General features: G+C 73.4%; 15 protein-coding genes. 10 read left to right on the top strand and 5 right to left on the bottom strand.

Annotated elements, in window-relative coordinates:
- Positions 1–267: 267 nt before the first annotated feature.
- Complete coding sequence (locus OG210_RS13220; RefSeq protein WP_328329345.1) at positions 268–1,539, top strand: WecB/TagA/CpsF family glycosyltransferase; 1,272 nt, start codon at positions 268–270, stop codon at positions 1,537–1,539.
- Positions 1,540–1,671: 132 nt separating this feature from the next.
- Here OG210_RS13220 and OG210_RS13215 read toward each other — a convergent pair whose 3' ends face one another.
- The gene (locus OG210_RS13215) at positions 1,672–2,082 is read right to left on the bottom strand and encodes a rodlin (RefSeq protein WP_328329347.1); all 411 of its coding nucleotides are present in this window, start codon (positions 2,080–2,082) and stop codon (positions 1,672–1,674) included.
- A 270-nt stretch (positions 2,083–2,352) separates the two neighbouring features.
- Here OG210_RS13215 and OG210_RS13210 point away from each other — a divergent pair, with 270 nt between their 5' ends.
- Complete coding sequence (locus tag OG210_RS13210) at positions 2,353–2,592, top strand: chaplin (protein WP_328329349.1); 240 nt, start codon at positions 2,353–2,355, stop codon at positions 2,590–2,592.
- Between the two features lie 123 nt (positions 2,593–2,715).
- On the opposite strand, the gene OG210_RS13205 is transcribed toward OG210_RS13210, so the two are convergent.
- The 3 genes from OG210_RS13205 to OG210_RS13195 form a co-directional block, all read right to left on the bottom strand.
- Positions 2,716–3,012: a hypothetical protein gene (locus tag OG210_RS13205; protein ID WP_328329351.1), complete on the bottom strand. Its 297-nt coding sequence runs from the start codon at positions 3,010–3,012 to the stop codon at positions 2,716–2,718.
- A 277-nt stretch (positions 3,013–3,289) separates the two neighbouring features.
- Positions 3,290–3,523, bottom strand: coding sequence for a chaplin (locus tag OG210_RS13200; RefSeq protein ID WP_371536545.1), 234 nt, complete (start codon positions 3,521–3,523; stop codon positions 3,290–3,292).
- 273 nt (positions 3,524–3,796) lie between these two features.
- Positions 3,797–4,210 carry a rodlin gene (locus tag OG210_RS13195; RefSeq protein ID WP_328329353.1) on the bottom strand — a complete coding sequence of 138 codons (414 nt, stop codon included), beginning with the start codon at positions 4,208–4,210 and terminating at the stop codon, positions 3,797–3,799.
- 862 nt (positions 4,211–5,072) lie between these two features.
- Between OG210_RS13195 and OG210_RS13190 the strand changes: the two genes are divergently transcribed.
- From OG210_RS13190 to OG210_RS13155, 8 genes are all read left to right on the top strand, one after another.
- Positions 5,073–6,179, top strand: coding sequence for a glycosyltransferase family 4 protein (locus OG210_RS13190; RefSeq protein WP_371536541.1), 1,107 nt, complete (start codon positions 5,073–5,075; stop codon positions 6,177–6,179).
- Positions 6,176–7,675, top strand: a complete 1,500-nt coding sequence (locus tag OG210_RS13185; protein ID WP_328329355.1) for a sugar transferase — start codon at positions 6,176–6,178, stop codon at positions 7,673–7,675. The genes OG210_RS13190 and OG210_RS13185 overlap by 4 nt, the downstream gene beginning before the upstream one ends.
- On the top strand, positions 7,672–9,177 hold the full coding sequence (locus OG210_RS13180; protein WP_371540274.1) for an O-antigen ligase family protein: 1,506 nt from the start codon (positions 7,672–7,674) through the stop codon (positions 9,175–9,177). Before OG210_RS13185 ends, OG210_RS13180 begins: the two co-directional genes overlap by 4 nt.
- Positions 9,178–9,182: 5 nt before the next feature.
- Positions 9,183–10,928 carry a lipid II flippase MurJ gene (locus tag OG210_RS13175; RefSeq protein WP_371536537.1) on the top strand — a complete coding sequence of 582 codons (1,746 nt, stop codon included), beginning with the start codon at positions 9,183–9,185 and terminating at the stop codon, positions 10,926–10,928.
- Positions 10,918–11,709, top strand: a complete 792-nt coding sequence (locus OG210_RS13170; RefSeq protein ID WP_371536534.1) for a polysaccharide deacetylase family protein — start codon at positions 10,918–10,920, stop codon at positions 11,707–11,709. The genes OG210_RS13175 and OG210_RS13170 overlap by 11 nt, the downstream gene beginning before the upstream one ends.
- Positions 11,706–12,869 carry a glycosyltransferase gene (locus OG210_RS13165; RefSeq protein WP_371536531.1) on the top strand — a complete coding sequence of 388 codons (1,164 nt, stop codon included), beginning with the start codon at positions 11,706–11,708 and terminating at the stop codon, positions 12,867–12,869. Before OG210_RS13170 ends, OG210_RS13165 begins: the two co-directional genes overlap by 4 nt.
- A gap of 66 nt (positions 12,870–12,935) precedes the next feature.
- Positions 12,936–13,694: a lipopolysaccharide biosynthesis protein gene (locus OG210_RS13160; protein ID WP_371536527.1), complete on the top strand. Its 759-nt coding sequence runs from the start codon at positions 12,936–12,938 to the stop codon at positions 13,692–13,694.
- Positions 13,694–14,896, top strand: a complete 1,203-nt coding sequence (locus OG210_RS13155) for a GNAT family N-acetyltransferase (RefSeq protein WP_371536524.1) — start codon at positions 13,694–13,696, stop codon at positions 14,894–14,896. Before OG210_RS13160 ends, OG210_RS13155 begins: the two co-directional genes overlap by 1 nt.
- A 51-nt stretch (positions 14,897–14,947) precedes the next feature.
- Here OG210_RS13155 and OG210_RS13150 read toward each other — a convergent pair whose 3' ends face one another.
- Entirely contained in the window at positions 14,948–16,270 is a 1,323-nt protein-coding gene (locus OG210_RS13150) for a glycosyl hydrolase (RefSeq protein WP_371536522.1), read from the bottom strand.
- Positions 16,271–16,317 lie beyond the last annotated feature (47 nt).

The following is a 16,317-nucleotide window of genomic DNA, read 5'->3' as shown; positions in this document are numbered from 1 at the left end:
CTGCGAGGTGGGGATCCAGTGGTGACAGTGATTCTCAAGTGATTACTAAGCAGTAACTTAATGCAGTCCGTGCTGAGAGTACCCACTTATCCCACTGCGATGTACCAGATCAAGTGGTGATCTGCGTCGCTCAGGGTCTCCTCATCGGATGTCTTCCGTCCAATCGTGTTACTCGCCGCATAGTGGTGCATAACGAACTAGCTTGTGGATCGTTCGAGCTGGATGCCCCGGTGGCATCACCCCGATACCGCAACCGATGGGCGGCGCATGAACCAGGCGATCCCCCGTACCGACGGCCATCCGGACCCGCCCGCCGACGGCCTGCCCCGCACGGTCCGCTGCGCCGGTGTCCCGCTCACCCCGCTCGCCCCCGCGCAGGCCGCGCAAGCGCTCGTACGCCTCGCTCTGCGGGGTGCGGCAGCGGACATCCACCTCTGCGGCGCGGACACCCTCGCGGCCGCCGACCGAGCCCCCGGACTCCAGCGGCTGCTGCGCTCCGCGACGCTCAACCTCCCTGCCGGACGCGGCCCGGCCTGGGCGGCGCGGTCCGGCGGACGGCCGGTGGCGCAGGTGTACGGACCCGACCTGCTGCTCGACACCGTCCGGTCCGCACAGCGCGAGGGGATCGGCCACTATCTGCTCGGAGTGGGGAGCGACGGGGCGGACGGATCGGCCGCGGGCACCGGACGGCCGGCCGGCGAAGAGCTGACCGCTGGACAGCTGACCGCCGAGCTGCTGGTGCGCTACCCCGAAGCGCGGGTCGCGGGCGCCGAGCCGCTGCCCGGCCGGACGGCCACCGCCGAAGCGTGGGCGGCGCTGGCGGCCCGCATCCGGGAGAGCGGCGCCCGGCTGGTCTGGATCGGCGGGCCGGGCGCCGCCCGGCAGCACAGCGCGGCCGCCCGTCTCGCCGCCGCGCACCCCGCGGTGTACGTCGCGGCAGGCCCGGCCTTCGCCCTCATCCGCGGCGGCGCCCGCCGCGGGCCGTTGCGCACGCGGTGGCAGCGGTGGCCGGCGGGGGTGCGGGGCTACGCGCGCTTCCTGCGGGCCGCGGCGCGGGAGCGGTACCGGGGCCGCGGACCGTACCGCGAACTCGTCCAGCTGCTGGCCGACGCCGAGGTCGACCTCGTCCTGGACGCGGGGGCGGACGCCGGCGGGTACGTGGCGGGCCTGCGCCGGGCCGGGTACCGGGGGCGGGTGGTCTCGTTCGAGGTGCGGCCCGGGCCGCGCGCACATCTGCTGCGGTGCGCGGCGGGCGACCCCGGGTGGTCCGTCCTGCCGTACGCCCTGGGCGACGGGAACGGACCCGACGGGGGCCACCGGCTCGACGCGCTGTGGGACGCGGTGACCGCGCCGGGCGAGCGGCTGTTCGTACGGCTGCGGGCACCCGGCCACGAGGAACGGCTGCTCGACGGCGCGGGGCCGTACGCGGCGGAGTGCGTCGGCCTGCAGACGCGGGGGGAGCGGGGCGGCCCGCCGCCCGGGTACACGGCGGCGCCGCCGACGGTGCGCGGCGACGTGGTGCTGTTCCGGCGCTGGTGAGGCACCGGGCCCCCGGGCACGGCCGTGCGGAGCGGACATGAAGAAGCCCCGGTGGCAGCTCGCGCTGCCACCGGGGCCACTTCAGTGCTCCACCAGGACGTCAGTGTCCGGAGGTCGGAGAAGCGGCGCTGGTCAGCGGTTCCCGGCGCCGTTGCCCGAGAGGACCGGGATGTTGTCCAGGAGGTGCGACAGCGCCTCGTCACCCTTGGCCTGGGTGGAGTTCTCGGTGCACTGCTGGGTCTGCGGCGAGGAAAGGATCGGGATGTCCTGGACGGAGATCGGGACCACGCCGATGAGGGAACCGACATTGGCCTTGGCCGGCAGGGCGATGCAGGGCTTGTTCAGCGAGCCCTGGATGAGGCCGATCTGCGGGCTCATGTTGCCGTACGTGGCGGAGTTGCCGAACGCCTGCTGGGCTCCGTTGCCACTCAGCGACGTGGTGCCGCCGTCGTTGCCGACTGCCATGGCCGGAGACGCCATCATCGCGCCCGCGCCTGCCATCGTGAGGGTGGCCGCCGCAGTGGCCACAGCCTTCTTGATCATTTCGCGTCCTTCTGTTGTCGCACGAGTGCCCGCTTCCGGAGCGCTCTGATCAACTGCCGGACCGGCGATTGGTTCCGGCGCTTCACTCATATGGCTTCGTTGTCGCAGGCGCGCTGCGAGCGGGTTGACGCACCCGGCGGCCGGGGTCCTTCTCCATTGGGCCGAACAGGTTCCGTGGCGCGCCCGGCCGTGTCGCTGCCGCCAACTGTTCGTTGCGAATCGAGTGAGTCCTGATTCAGGGCACAACATCGAAGAGAAGGTGCAACTCCCATGAACACTGCCAAGAAGGCAGCTCTCGTCCTTGCCACTGCGGGCCTCGCCGCCGGCGGCGCCGCCGGCTCCGCGTTCGCCGACGCCGGTGCCGAGGGTGCGGCCGTGGGCTCGCCGGGTGTCCTCTCGGGCAACCTGGTCCAGGTCCCGGTCCACGTTCCGGTCAACGTCTGCGGCAACACCGTGAACATCATCGGTCTGCTGAACCCGGCGTTCGGCAACACCTGCGTCAACCGCTGACACCCTGATCCGGCTCGACCGGTGAGGCCCGGTCCCCGGACCGGACAGCAGAAGTGGCGGTATCCGCGAACGATGCGGGTACCGCCACTTTCGCGTCGCGGCAGGATGCCGGGACAGGCGCTGCTACTGGCCCAGCTGCACGCCGCCCAGCATCGGGGTGGCCTGGCGGGCGAGGCCCATGACCCTCTCCGGGGCGTCGGCCTTGCCCGAAACCACGCTGGTCGCGGTGTCGGCGAGCGCGGCCACCGGGACCGCCGCCCCCTGCTGAAGTGACTGCGTGGCCTGGTCGAGTCCGCCGTTGAGGCTCATGGGGGGCATGGCGGGCGGCTCGGCGGCGAACGCGGGGGAGGCCGCGGCCGCGCCCGCGCCGATCGCCATCATGGAACCGGCGACGACTGCGGCGGCCTTTGCGTACTTCATGTCGATACCCTTCTCCGGCGGCGCTGTTCACAGCTGCGACTCTCGCGCCACGGCACCGTCGAAGAGGGGTGCCGGTGCGCCGCCTGCACCGTGGCTAACGATCGTTCCCCGTGGGGGAAACCCCGGGACGGTGAACGTTTCTGCGCCTGTTCGGCAGGCTTCTCCGGCGTGCTGGGCGTACGGGGCCGCACAGGGCGGACAGCGAAGTGGCCCCGCCGGTTCGTGCGAGACCCGGCGGGGCCACTTCAGCGACTCGCCCTTGTGGGAGAGGCGTACGTCACTTGTTGACGCAGGTGTTGCCGAACGCCGGGTTCAGCAGCGCGATGACGTTGACGGTGTTGCCGCACAGGTTCACCGGAATGTGCACCGGAACCTGGATGACGTTGCCGGAGAGGACGCCGGGCGAGCCGACGGCCGCACCCTCCGCCCCCGCGTCGGCCATGGCGGGCGCAGCGGCGCCCAGGGCCATCATGACGCCGGCGGCGAGAACAGCAGCCTTCTTGAACTTCATGTCGATCCTTCCCGCAGCGGTGTCTCCCGCATCCACGACCATCGCGACGCGTGTCCAGTTGCCTTTTCATGAACACCACTGCAGGACTGCTAACGACCGGTGCGCCCTGGAGAAACTCCGTGCGGGCTGCCCGGTGCCAACTCAACCCGAATGCTTTCAGGGAACCGGAACCGGAACCGGAACCGGAACGCGAACCGGTCCCGTCGGTGTGCGGACACACGCGTGGCCGCCGCAACGTCCTGTCTGCGGCGGCCACGTGGAGCAGCGAGGTGATCAGCCGCGGTTCGCCGCACCGTTGCCCGAGAGGACCGGGATGTTGTCCAGGATGTGCGACAGGGCCTCGTCGCCCTTCGCCTGGGTGGAGTTCTCGGTGCACTGCTGGTTCTGCGGCGAGGACAGGACCGGGATGTCCTGAACGGCGATCGGGATGAAGCCGATGAGGGAGCCCACGTTGGCCTTGACCGGCAGACCGACACACGGCTTGTTCAGCGAGCCCTGGACCAGGCTGAGCTGCGGGCTCTGGTTGCCCTTGGTGGCCGAGTTGCCGAAGGCCTGCTCGGCGCCGTTGCCGCTGGCGGAGGTGGTGCCGTTGTCGTTACCGACGGCCAGGGCCTGCGGGGCCAGGGTCGCGCCGGCGCCGACGATCGAGGCGGTGACGGCGGCGGTGGCCAGAATCTTCTTGATCACTGTGGTCCCTTTTCTGCATTTTTGCCCGGAAGTGGAGCACCCTGATCAACTCCAGGGGCCGAGTTTGGTTCCGCCCGTTCACTCGATTGCCGTAGCGCACGAGTGCGGTGGCCCGTCGGAGTGAGCCCCCTGCACGCGGGGTGCGCCGTGCTGTGCTGGTTCTGCGACTGCGGTTGCGACTGCGACTGCGGCTGAGGGGGAGCGGGCCGCTCTTCGGGCGGTTCATCTTCTGTATTCGTGTGGTCCCGTATTTCCCGTCGTTTCCCGCACGCGTTCAACGAATGCCTCTGCCGCGGGGTACGCGCCGTCACCCATTGGGGAGCTTCGCGGGTTCATCCCGGGTCTATCAGCCACTGCCACAAGGGAATTCACTGCATTCGGCCGATCCGCCGTACGGTCGAATGCGCATGAACAGCATGATTTTCCACGCTGTTTTCTGACAAAGTGCACTCCGGCTTGGGCTGCTTGGGCCGGTCGGGCTGCTTGGTTGCAATTGTCGTATCGAGACGGGAGAGCGGTCATGCCAAAGACGACGGGTCTCGCTGTGCCGTACGGCTTGGGCGCACCGCCGGATGTGGCGCGTTCCGCCCTTTCTCTCCCGGCGGGCCACGGCTCCGGCGCATTCGGTCCGAAGCCTGTTCTTCCCTGCGGCGCCGGCCGTCCGGACTTCCATTTCTCCGCCGAAAGCCGCGGGTCCTTTCCCGGCGTGCTCCTCGTGCAGACGGATTCGCGTCGCTGAGCCTTCCGCTCCGCGCATCCCGGGGAAACCATCTCCGGGTCAGGTACGAAGAGAGCTGCACACGTGCTGCCAGAAAACATTTCTCCCGGACGCCGGCTGACGGTATTTCACCTCGTTCAGCCGGTGGAAGGCGGAGTCGCCCGCGTGGTCACCGACCTGGTGCGGGCGCAAGTCGCCGAAGGAATCAGAGCAGTTGTGGCCTGTCCTCCGGGCGCCGGTCTGGCGTCGGCGCTCGCGGGGTCCGGCGCCCATGTCCGTCCCTGGCCGGCCGGCCGGGCGCCGGGGCCCGGGCTGGCCGCCGAGACCGCCGCTGCCGCCCGGCTGATCCGGGCCGGCCGGCCCGACGTGGTGCACGCCCACAGCTCCAAGGCCGGTCTGGCCGCACGGCTCGCCCTGCGCGGGCGCGTGCCGACGGTCTTCCAGCCGCACGCCTGGTCCTTCGACGCGGTCGGCGGCGGCACCGCACGGCTCGCGCTGGCCTGGGAGCGGTACGCGGCCCGGTGGGCCGATCGCGTCCTGTGCGTCAGCGAGGCCGAACGGCGGGCGGGTGAGGCGGCCGGGATCGCCGCCCGGTGGGCCGTGATCCGTAACGGCGTCGACCTCGGCGAGTTCAGCGCCGACGGCGGCTCAGGACCCGAACCCGGTGCCGGAGCACGGTCGTTGGGTCCCGGCCCGGTTGTCGTCTGTGTCGGCCGGCTCTGCCGCCAGAAGGGGCAGGACGTACTCCTGCGGGCCTGGCCCGAGATCCTCCGCGCGGTGCCCGCGGCCCGGCTGGTGCTGGTCGGGGACGGCCCCGACCGGGAGGCCCTGGCCAGGACCGCGCCGCCCGGTGTGCTGTTCGCCGGAGCGGTCGACGGGCCGCGCGACTGGCTGCGGGCCGCCGACCTCGTCGTCCTGCCGTCCCGCTGGGAGGGCATGGCGCTGGCCCCGCTCGAAGCGATGGCCTGCGGGCGGCCCGTCGTCCTCACCGATGTGCACGGCGCCCGGGAGAGCCTGCCCCCGGGCCACGACCGGCACGGGCTCGTACCGCCGGACGACCCGCAGGCGCTGGCCCGCGCGGTCGGCAAGCTGCTGGCCGACGCCCCGCTGCGGGACACGCTCGGCCGCGAGGCCGGAGCCCACGCGCGGGCGAACTTCGATGTGCGGCACACGGCCACCGCGGTATCGGAGCTGTACCGCGGGCTCCTCGGCCTGCCCCGCACCACGACGAGGGAGCGCATCAGCCGATGACGATGGACAGCGCACGCGCTCCCCACGCGGGCGGGGGCAGTGGCCCCGCCACGGCCGTGCAGCGGCCCGCGCCCGCGATCCACCCGCCGCGCAGCGCGGACGGGCCGCAGCCGGAGCCGGTACGGCCGGCCGGGCTGCGGCGGGGCCGCACCGCGGCTCCGCTGGCCGCCGCTGACACCCTCGCCCTGGTCGCCACCGGCGCGCTGGTGCCGGGTCTGCGGCTGGCGCCGCTGGTCCTCGTACCGCTGCTCGCGCTGCATCTGGCCCTGCACCTCCGCGGCGGCCTCTACCGGCGGCGCCTCTCCCCGTCCGCGCTGCTCGAACTGCCCACGCTGCTCGGCCACGCGCTGGTCCTGTGGTGCACGGCGGCCGCGTGCCTCGCGGCCGTCGGGCCCTGGCACGTCCTCGACTGGACGGTGCTGGCCACCGCGGTCACCACGCAGACCCTCACCGGCTGCACGGCCCGCGGCGCGGCCCACCAGCTGGTGCGCATCGCCGCCGCCCGGCGCAGCCACTCGGCGCTGATCGTCGGCAGCGGCGCCACCGCCCAGCAGATCGGCGCCGCGCTGTACGCGCACCCGGCGTACGGCATGAGTCCGGTGGGCCTCGTGGAGACCGGAGCCGATACCGCCGCCGATGCCGAGGCCGGGGCCGTTCCCGGGGACGGGAGTTCCGTACTGCCGGTGCTGACGACCCACGAGGACGTCGGCCGGGCCGTCATCCAGACCGCGGTCCGCCACGCGCTGTTCGTCGGGCCCGGCAGGACCGCCGACGACGACCACGCGCTGGTCCGGCTGCTCGGCGGATACGGCGTGCGCCTCTGGCTCGTCGACACGTCGGGGCCCGGGTACCGGAGGGTCTCGGCCGACCATCTGTGGGGGTTCGCCGTCCGGCCGCTGGCGGTGCCCGGACACCGGGCGGGCCACTGGGGCAAGCGCGCCGTCGACGCTTCCCTCGCCTGCCTCGCGCTGCTCGCCGCCGCGCCCGTGATGGGGCTGTGCGCGCTGGCCGTACGGATCTCCGACGGGCCGGGTGTCGTCTTCCGGCAGGAACGGATCGGCATGGACGGGCGCGCCTTCACGCTGCTCAAGTTCCGTACGCTGCGCCCGGCCGACGACCACGAGTCGGCGACCCGGTGGAGCGTCGCCACGGACCACCGGATGAGCGGTGTCGGCACTCTGCTGCGCCGGACCTCGCTCGATGAGCTGCCGCAGCTGTGGAACGTACTGCGCGGGGACATGAGCCTGGTCGGGCCGCGGCCCGAACGCCCCTACTTCGTCGCGAAGTTCTCCGGCAGCCACCCCGGCTACCGCTCCAGACACCGGATGCCCGCCGGGATCACCGGGCTCGCCCAGGTCAGCGGATTGCGCGGGGACACCTCCATCGAGGACCGGGCCCGCTTCGACAACCACTACATCGACAGCTGGTCGCTCTGGCAGGACATCTGCATCCTGGTCAGGACCGCGGGGTCGCTGTTCCGGCTGGGGGGCAGCTGACCGTGACGGTCCTCACCCCGGCCCCCGCGCTGCCCCGGCCGCGCACCGGGCCGCCCGCCCCACCGCTCGCCGGGCGGCTCGCCCGCTGGCGGCCGGTGCTGCCGGTGGCCGCGCCCGTCGTGCTGCTGGTCGTCCCCTTCGAGTACGGGAACGGGTCCAGCACCTCCACCAACATCTCGGTGTCCGACGTGGCTTCGGCGTTCCTGGTGCTGTTCTGCGCGGTACGGCTGCTGCGCGGAAGGGCGCGTCCGCTGAGCCCGGCCGCCGCCGCCGTCCTCGGCGTACCGGTGGCGGGGATTGCCGTGGCCACCATGACCGCCGCCGACCCGGTGGCCGCGCTGCCCGGCTTCGTGCGCTACCTCCAGGTGTTCGTGCTGGTGCCGGCGGCCGTCGTACTGCTGCTCAGGGACGCCCGCGACTTCCGGTTCGTGGCCGGGTCCTTCGTCGTACTCGCCCTGGTCCAGGGCGGGTTCGGCGTCTGGCAGTACGCGACCCGCACCGGCGCCTCCTACATGGGCTCCGACATCCGGGCCGTCGGCACCTTCGGCCCCACCGACGTCATGGGCATGGCCACCATCGTGGCGTTCGGGATGGTCGTCGCCACCGGGCTCGCGCTGCGCCCGCCGCCCGGCGCGCCCCGCTGGGTGCGCCCGGCCGTGCTCGCCGCCGCGGCGGCGCTGGTGCTGCCCCTCGCGTTCTCCTTCAGCCGCGGCTCGTGGATCGCCACGGTGGTCGCGGTGCTCGCCGTCGTGCTGCTCGCCGGGTTGCGTACGGCGGTGCGCGTACTGGCCGCCGTGGCCGCCGCCGCCGTGGTGCTCGTCGGCGGATTCGGGGTCGGCTCGCAGCTCATCACCGAGCGGCTCGGCTCGATCACCCAGGTCACCGCCGCCCCCGACCAGTCGGTCACCGACCGGTACACGATGTGGGCGGCGGCGGTGAGCATGTGGCGCGACGATCCCGCGACGGGCGTCGGCCTCAAGGGATTCCCCGCCTACCGGGACGGACACGCCTCGCTGGGGCTCTCGTCGGGTTCCGACACGGCGGGCGCGGGCCACGCCTTCCAGCGTGAGCCGCTGCTCTCGCCGCACAACATGTATCTGCTGGTCCTCAGCGAACAGGGCCTCGTCGGGATCACCGCGCTGGCGGGGAGCTGGGCCGCTCTCCTGGCCGGCGGGGCGCGCCGTCTGTACGCCGCGCGGAGACGGCGCGGAGCGGCGGCCGACTGCGGGCTCGTGGCGGTGGGGCTGATGCTCTGGCAGGCGGTCGACTTCCTGTACGCGGACATCGGCGGCCCCTCCACCGCACTCACCGGCATCGTCTTCGGCCTCATCGCCTGGTGGGCACTGGCGGGGCCGGAACCGCGGGGCGGTGTGGTCCCGGGCGCCGTGCTCCCAGGTGCCGCGCGGATGCCGGGCGCCGTGGTTCCCGGCACCTTGGTTCCGGGCGCACTGGTTCCGGGCGCCGTCCGTACGCCCGACTCCGTACGGCCGGGCGCCGTATGAACCGTATGAACGAGACGGCCACCGGTACCGGCCCGCGCGCCGCGGCCCGTACCGCCGCCCCGGCCCCGCCCGTCGCGGTCCACGCGCCGCCCGCGCCGCCCGCGCCGCCCGCGCCGCCCGTGCCGCCCGCGCCGCAGCAGGGACCGCCACGGCTCGGGAGGGTACTGGCCAGGGCCGCCGCGATCACCGCGGCGCTGACCGTCGCGGGGTCGGTGCTCGGCCTGGTCCGGGACCAGAGCATCGCGCATCTCTTCGGCGCGGGCAGCGACAGCGACGCGTTCCTGATCTCCTGGACCGTGCCGGAGATGGCGTCCACGCTGCTCATCGAGGACGCGATGGCGCTGGTGCTCGTACCGGCCTTCAGCCACGCGCTGGTCCGGCGCGCCGCGGGGGAGTTCCCGGACCCCGTACGGAGTCTGGTCTCGGCCACCCTGCCGCGCCTGCTCGTTCTGCTCGGCTGCACCACCGGGCTCCTCGTGCTGGGTGCCCCGGTGATCGTGGAGCTGCTGGCACCCGGCATCGCCGAGCCGCAAGTGGCCGTCGCATGCACGCGGTTGACCGCTCTCACCGTGGTCTCGTTCGGGATCACCGGCTATCTCAGCGCGGCGCTGCGCGCGCACCGCAGCTATCTGCCGCCCGCCACGATCTATGCCGCGTACAACGTCGGCATCATCGTCACCATGCTGGTGCTGCACTCCCTGTGGGGGGTGCGCGCCGCAGCGGCCGGGGTGGCCGTGGGCAGCGTCCTGATGGTGCTGGCCCAACTGCCCGCCTTCGTACGGCACCTGGCCGTACGGCCCACGCCCGCCGCACAGTCCCGGCTCACCGGCAGCAAGTCCCGGCGCACCGGCAAGGCCCTGCTCACCGGCGCGGCCCCCGCCGCACGGCCCGCTCTGCTCGGCATCGGCGTGCTGGCGCCCGTCCTCATCTTCACCATCTGCCGCCAGTCCCAGGTGCTCGTCGAGCGGTTCCTGGCCGCCTCGCTGCCCGCCGGGGCGATCTCGCACCTGAACTACGCGCAGAAGGTCGCCCAGGTGCCGATGATGCTGTCGCTGATGATCTGTACGGTCACCTTCCCGGTGGTCGCCAAGGCCGTCGCCGACGGCGAGGGCGACCAGGCGCGGCGCCGGGTCGAACGCGATCTGGCGCTGGCCGGAGTCGTGGTGCTGGCCGGCACGGCGGTCGTCGTCGGCTACGCGCCGCAGATCATCGAAGTCCTCTTCCAGCGCGGTGCGTTCAGCGCCGCCGACACCGCGACCACCGCCTCCATCATGCGGGTCTACGCCCTCGGGCTGCTCGGGCAGTGCCTGGTGGGCGCGCTGGGCAGACCGTTCTTCTCGACGGTGCGCCCGACCTGGTTCCCGGCCGCCGCGATGGCCGCGGGACTCCTCGTCAACGGGGTCGCCGGTGCGCTCGCCGTCGGCCCGTGGGGGGTGTACGGCATCACCGCGTCCAACGCCCTGGGGATCACCGTCACCGCCGTGCTGCTCCTCCGCGGGCTCGGTTCGCGGGTCGTCTCCATCCGCGTACGCGGCGTCGCGCTGACGCTCGCCAGGCTGGCCGCCGCAGCCGTCGTCGCCTGCGCGGCGGGCCTGTTCGCGGCACCGCTGATCCGCTGGGCACCGGCGAGCCTGGCCGCCGGCTGCCTGCTGGTGCCCTGTGTGTTCGCGGCGGCGGCACTGGCGCTGCGCGCCCCCGAAGTCGTCGGCCTGTTCGATCTCACCAAGCGAAGGTTCCGCCATGTCAGTTGACACGGCGTCATGTGACGCCGCTCCGTCCGCGCCCCGGTCCCGCATCCAGCCGTGGATCCTGATGTACCACTCGGTGGCCGACCCGGCCGACGACCCGTACGGCATCACCGTCTCGCCGGATCGCCTCGGTCACCAGCTGCGCTGGCTGGAGCGGCGCGGGCTGACCGGCGTCGGGGTCGGGGCCCTGCTGCGGGCCCGCGCCGAGGGGCGCGGACGCGGTCTGGTCGGGCTGACCTTCGACGACGGCTACCGCGACTTCGCCGACCACGCGCTGCCGCTGCTGAAGCGTCACGGGTGCACGGCCACCCTGTTCGTACTGCCCGGCAGGCCCGGCGGCGAGAACGCCTGGGACGCGCTCGGCCCGCGCAAGCCGCTCCTCACCGAGGACGGTATCCGGGCCGCCGCGGCGGCCGGCATGGAGATCGGCTCGCACGGCCTGTACCACCAGGACCTCACCGAGGCGTCCGACGACGAACTGCGCCAGGAGACCCGGGGGAGCCGCGAGCTGCTCCGCCGGATCACCGGGGTCGCCCCGGAGGGCTTCTGCTACCCGTACGGCACCCTCGACCCGCGGACCGTCGACGCCGTGCGCGACGCCGGGTACGGCTACGGGTGCGCCATCGCCCCCGGGCCGTTGGCCGGCGACCACGCGCTGGCCCGCACGCACATCAGCCACGCCGACCGGGGCCTGCGCCTGGGCACCAAACGGGCGCTGCACCAGCTGCACGAGCTGCACCGACTGCGGCGGCCGGGGCAGCCGACGCCGGGAGGCAGCCGGTGAGGGTCCTGCACATCATCACCGGGCTCGGAGTGGGCGGTGCCGAGCAGCAACTGCGGCTGCTGCTGCGCCGGTTGCCCGTCGACTGCGACGTGGTCACCCTCACCAACCCCGGGCCGGTCGCCGACGGGCTGCGCGCCGACGGGGTCTCCGTCACGCACCTGGGGATGGGTGGCAACCGCGACCTCGCCGCGCTCCCCCGGCTGGCCCGGCTGATCCGGCGCGGCCGTTACGACCTGGTCCACACCCATCTGTACCGCGCCTGTGTGTACGGCAGGATCGCCGCCCGGCTGGCTGGGGTCCGCGCCACGGTCGCCACCGAACACTCGCTGGGCGAGCGGTACATCGAGGGCCGCCCGCTCACCCGGTCCGCCCGCGAGCTGTATCTGCGCACCGAGCGGCTCGGCTCCGCGACGGTCGCGGTGTCGGCGACCGTCGCCGACCGGCTGCGCGGCTGGGGCGTACCGGCGCGGCGCATCCATGTCGTACCGAACGGCATCGACGGGGCGCGGTTCCGGCACGATCCGCAGGCCAGGGCCGCCACCCGGGCTCTGCTGGGCGTCCCGTCCGGCGCGTTCGTGGTGGGCGGCGTCGGCAGGCTGGTGCCGGGCAAGCGGTTCGACCTGCTGGTACGGGCGGTGGCCGCGCTGCCCGGGGTGCGGCTGCTGCTGGCCGGGGACGGGCCCGAGCGGGAGGCGCTGCGGGCGCTCGCCGGGCGGCTCGGGGCCGGTGACCGCGTCCACTTCCTCGGCGAGTGCGACGCGCTGCCCGACGGGCGGCACACCGGGCCGACCGTCCCCGCTGTCCTGGACGCGGTGGACGTCTTCGTCTCCCCGTCCGACGAGGAGTCCTTCGGGCTCGCCGTCGTCGAGGCGCTGGCCGCCGGTCTTCCCGTCCTGTACGCCGCCTGCCCCGCACTCGACGACCGGCCGGCGGACGCGGTGCCCGCCGCGGTACGGGTGCCGGGCGGCGCCCAGGAGATCGTGGCGGCGCTGAGCCACCAACTGGACCTGGGTGTACGGCGGTTGGCGCCGCCTTCGGTGGTCGGCCACTACGACATCGCGCGCAGCGCCGACCGCCTGCTCGGGGTGTACGCCCGCGTCGTCGAGGCCGCCCCGGTGATCCCGCGCGTACGCCCTCCGTTCGTGACGCCCGTTCCGTGAGCCCCGTTCCGTACGCCCCTTCCCGTGAAGCCACCCGACGCAGACCCTGACGAAGAAGTGAGCCCCATGCCTGATTCGCCCCGCGAAGAGAACCGCGCCGCCCCCCGGACCACAGGGGGGGCCACAGGACGGACCGCTGGAGGGCCCGTCGGACGGGCCGTCCGCCGCCGCGTGGCCGCGCTGCCGGCCTGGTGGCCGCTGCCGCTGTGCGCCCTCGTCGGTGTGGTCGGCGGTGCGTCGTACGGAGCGCTCGCGGCGCCCGAATACGACGCCACCAGCTATGTCGTCGCGTCGCCCGCCAAGGGCTCCGACCCCGCCACCGCCCTCGGCTTCACCCAGGCGTACGGACGTATCTCCACCAGTACGTCGACCCTCGCCGCGGCACACGCGGCGGCGGGCGTCCCGGCGCGGACGCTGGGGCGGCACGTCCGGACGGAGACCTCCCCCGAGTCCCCGATGATCGGCATCACCGGCACCGCGACGCGCCCCGGCACGGCCGCCGACATCGCCAACGCGGTGGCCGGAGCGCTCACCACCGGCGCCAACGGCGCAGCGGAGAGCACCGGCGTCCGCCTCGTCCTGTTCTCGAAGGCCGTCGCGCCGTCGGCCGCCGTCTCGCCGTCGGTGCCGGTCAGCATCGCCGTCGGCGGCTGCGCCGGCGGCCTCGTCGGCGCCCTCGCGCTGCTGGTCCGCCCGCGCCGCAAGCAGTGGAACACCGGCACCGCGGTCCCGGCGCCCGCCCAGGCCACCGGGTCCGACGCGCTCACCGAGCCCGCCCAGCCTGCGCAGTCCACCCAGTCCGCCCAGCCGAAGGAACATGTCTGATGGCGGTGGCCACCGGGGCCGGGGCCGGGGCTGGAACTGGGACCGGGACCGGAACTCGGACCGGGACCGGCCTGTCCGCGACGCTGTGCCGCGACGAAGGGCAGTTCGCCGCGCTGGAGACCCAGTGGACGGCGCTGCACCGCGGCTGCGCCACCGCCACCCCGTTCCAGAGCCACTCCTGGCTGCACTCCTGGTGGCTCTCGTACGGCACACCGGGGCGGCTGCGGGTGGTGCTCGTACGGCGCGGCGGGCGGCTGGTGGCAGCCGCCCCGCTGATGCTCGTCCACCGGCCGCTGCCGCTGCTGGTCCCGCTGGGCGGCGGCATCTCCGACTTCTCGGACGTCCTCGTCGACGGCGCACAGCCGCCCGGTACGCTCGCCGCGCTCGCCGAGGGGCTGCGCCGGGCCGCCCGGCACGCGGTGATCGACCTGCGCGAGGTACGGCCGGGAGCGGCGGCCGAACAGCTCTACGCCCGCTGGCCGGGGGCGCGGCGCAGGCTCAGCGACTCGGTCTGTCTCGAACTGCCCGCCGAACCCATCGACCAGCTGGTGAAGCGGCTGGCCTCCGCGCGGGCCCAGCGGGTCCGGGCCAAGCTGCGCAAGCTCGACGCGCTGCGGATCGAGGAGCGCGCCGTCCCGGAGCACGAAGTGCCTTGCGCGGTCAAGGAGTTGCTGCGGCTGCACGAGCTCCAGTGGCGCGGGCGCGGGGTCACACCCGAGCACCTCAGGCCCCGGTTCGCCGAACATCTGACGCGCGCCACCCAGCGCATGGTCAGGGACGGTGACGCGGTGCTCACCGAGTACCGGCTGGACGGCGCGGTGGTCGCCGCCAATGTCACGCTCCAGTCCGCACAGCTCAGCGGCGGCTATCTGTACGGCGCCGACCCCGAGCTCCGCACGAAGAAGGTCGACGTGGCGACGATGCTGCTGCGCCGCGACGCCCGGCACGCCGCGGAGAGCGGCCGGACCGTCATCAGCCTGCTGCGCGGCACCGAACCGTACAAGAGCCACTGGCGCCCCGCCGTGGTGACCAACCAGCGGCTGCTGCTCGCACCGGCCGCGCTCGCCCCGGCGCTGAACCTGTACGCGGCCCAGCTGGCGGGCCGCGACCGCGCCGCCGACGTGGTGCGCTCCCTCGGGCCGGTGGCGCGCGAGTGGCGCATCCGGATCGGCGGACGGCCGGCGGGCGACAGCGGCCGGTGACCGCCCGCCGCCCGCACTCGCCGCTTGCCGACCGCCGGTCCGGCCGTCCCGTCAGTCCTCCGGCTGGGACCAGCAGATCTTCCGGGGCTTGAACCAGGTGCTGGCCCATTTGCCCAGGTCGACCCGGACGCACCACCGGTTCCCACCCGCCGGCTCCGGCCGCGCGGGCGGTTCCACACCCGGCTCGGTACTCGGCTCGGTCGGCTTCGGCTCCCTGCCGGGCTGCGTACTCGGCTCGGTGCTCGGCTCGGAACTCGGCTCGGTGCTCGGCCGGTCCGGCTCCTCGGCCTCCTGGGACACCTTGGTCCGGAAGATCTTCGACGCGTCGGGGTTCTCGTCGCACTGCCACACACCGTGCGGGCAGTAGTCCGTGATGGTCTGGTACAGCGGTCTGTGCGCGTCGAACCAGGCCAGCATCCCGCGCATGTAGTCCGCGTTGTCGCCGTTCCGGTAGAGCCCCCACTCGGGGTAGGAGATCTGCTTCTTGTGCGCGGCGGCGAAGTCGACCTGCGCCTGGAGCCCGTACGGACCCTTCACCTGGTCCTCGAAGGTGTCGCCGGGCGGCTGGTCGTACGAGTCCATCCCCACGATGTCCACCGTGCGGTCGCCCGGGTAGCACCGCGTCCAGGGGATGTCGTCCGGGCCGCGGTTGGGCGTGAAGTCGAACTTGAACTTCTGGCCGGGGACGGAGCGCATCGCGGTGACGATCCGCCTCCAGTACGTCTTCCAGCCCTGCGGGTCGGGGCCGCAGCGCTGGGTGTAGGTCGTGCCGTTCATCTCCCAGCCCAGCACGATCACCGTGTCGGGCACCCCCAGGTTCACCAGCCGGGTGGCCAGCTTGCGGTAGTGGTCGTCGAAGTCGCCCCGGGCGCCCTGGCCGATGAGGTCCCGGACCTCGTCGTCCGACACGCGGTCCTCGTTGTGCTCCTGCATGGGTACGTTGAGCACGAACATCCGGTCGGGCCGGGCGCGCCGCCACTTCGCCCAGGTGCGGAGGAAGTCGGGCTGCCCCTCGATGTTCGACCAGACATCACCCGGCAGGTAGGTGTGCCCCACCCGCAGTTCCGCACCGCCCAGCCAGCGCGAGAGGTCCGCCATCCGTGCGACGCCCTTCGGCCCGTAGTCCAGGTACGCGCCCACCGCGGGTACGGAGTCCTCCGCCGATGCGGGCAGGGGGCTCTTCGGCTCCGCGGAAGCCGGGTCCTCCGGCACCGCCGGTACGGAGTCCTCCGGCGCCGCGGAAGCGGGCCCGGTGGGGGACGGGGCGGGAGCGGGACTGAGCGCTCCGTACGCGCCGCCCGCACCGGTCAGGAGAAGACCGGTGGCCACGCCCGCGATGCAAGCGCCCCTCAACCGACGGCGTGGATGCGGCATTGGCCTCTCCTGGTGAACTCGTGTCCTGGCGGACTCGGGAAACTCGT

Origin of the sequence: Streptomyces sp. NBC_00466, assembly GCF_041433995.1 — a bacterium.
Classification (GTDB): domain Bacteria; phylum Actinomycetota; class Actinomycetes; order Streptomycetales; family Streptomycetaceae; genus Streptomyces.
The sequence above is the reverse complement of the archived record's forward strand: the minus strand, read 5'-3'. Positions and strand labels throughout refer to the sequence as shown.

Coding starts and splice junctions, on each gene's coding strand:
- OG210_RS13220 (WP_328329345.1), top strand. CDS start 268: ATGAACCAGGCGATCCCCCGTACCGACGGCCATCCGGACCCGCCCGCC.
- OG210_RS13215 (WP_328329347.1), bottom strand. CDS start 2,082: ATGATCAAGAAGGCTGTGGCCACTGCGGCGGCCACCCTCACGATGGCA.
- OG210_RS13210 (WP_328329349.1), top strand. CDS start 2,353: ATGAACACTGCCAAGAAGGCAGCTCTCGTCCTTGCCACTGCGGGCCTC.
- OG210_RS13205 (WP_328329351.1), bottom strand. CDS start 3,012: ATGAAGTACGCAAAGGCCGCCGCAGTCGTCGCCGGTTCCATGATGGCG.
- OG210_RS13200 (WP_371536545.1), bottom strand. CDS start 3,523: ATGAAGTTCAAGAAGGCTGCTGTTCTCGCCGCCGGCGTCATGATGGCC.
- OG210_RS13185 (WP_328329355.1), top strand. CDS start 6,176: ATGACGATGGACAGCGCACGCGCTCCCCACGCGGGCGGGGGCAGTGGC.
- OG210_RS13175 (WP_371536537.1), top strand. CDS start 9,183: ATGAACGAGACGGCCACCGGTACCGGCCCGCGCGCCGCGGCCCGTACC.
- OG210_RS13170 (WP_371536534.1), top strand. CDS start 10,918: ATGTCAGTTGACACGGCGTCATGTGACGCCGCTCCGTCCGCGCCCCGG.
- OG210_RS13160 (WP_371536527.1), top strand. CDS start 12,936: ATGCCTGATTCGCCCCGCGAAGAGAACCGCGCCGCCCCCCGGACCACA.
- OG210_RS13155 (WP_371536524.1), top strand. CDS start 13,694: ATGGCGGTGGCCACCGGGGCCGGGGCCGGGGCTGGAACTGGGACCGGG.
- OG210_RS13150 (WP_371536522.1), bottom strand. CDS start 16,270: ATGCCGCATCCACGCCGTCGGTTGAGGGGCGCTTGCATCGCGGGCGTG.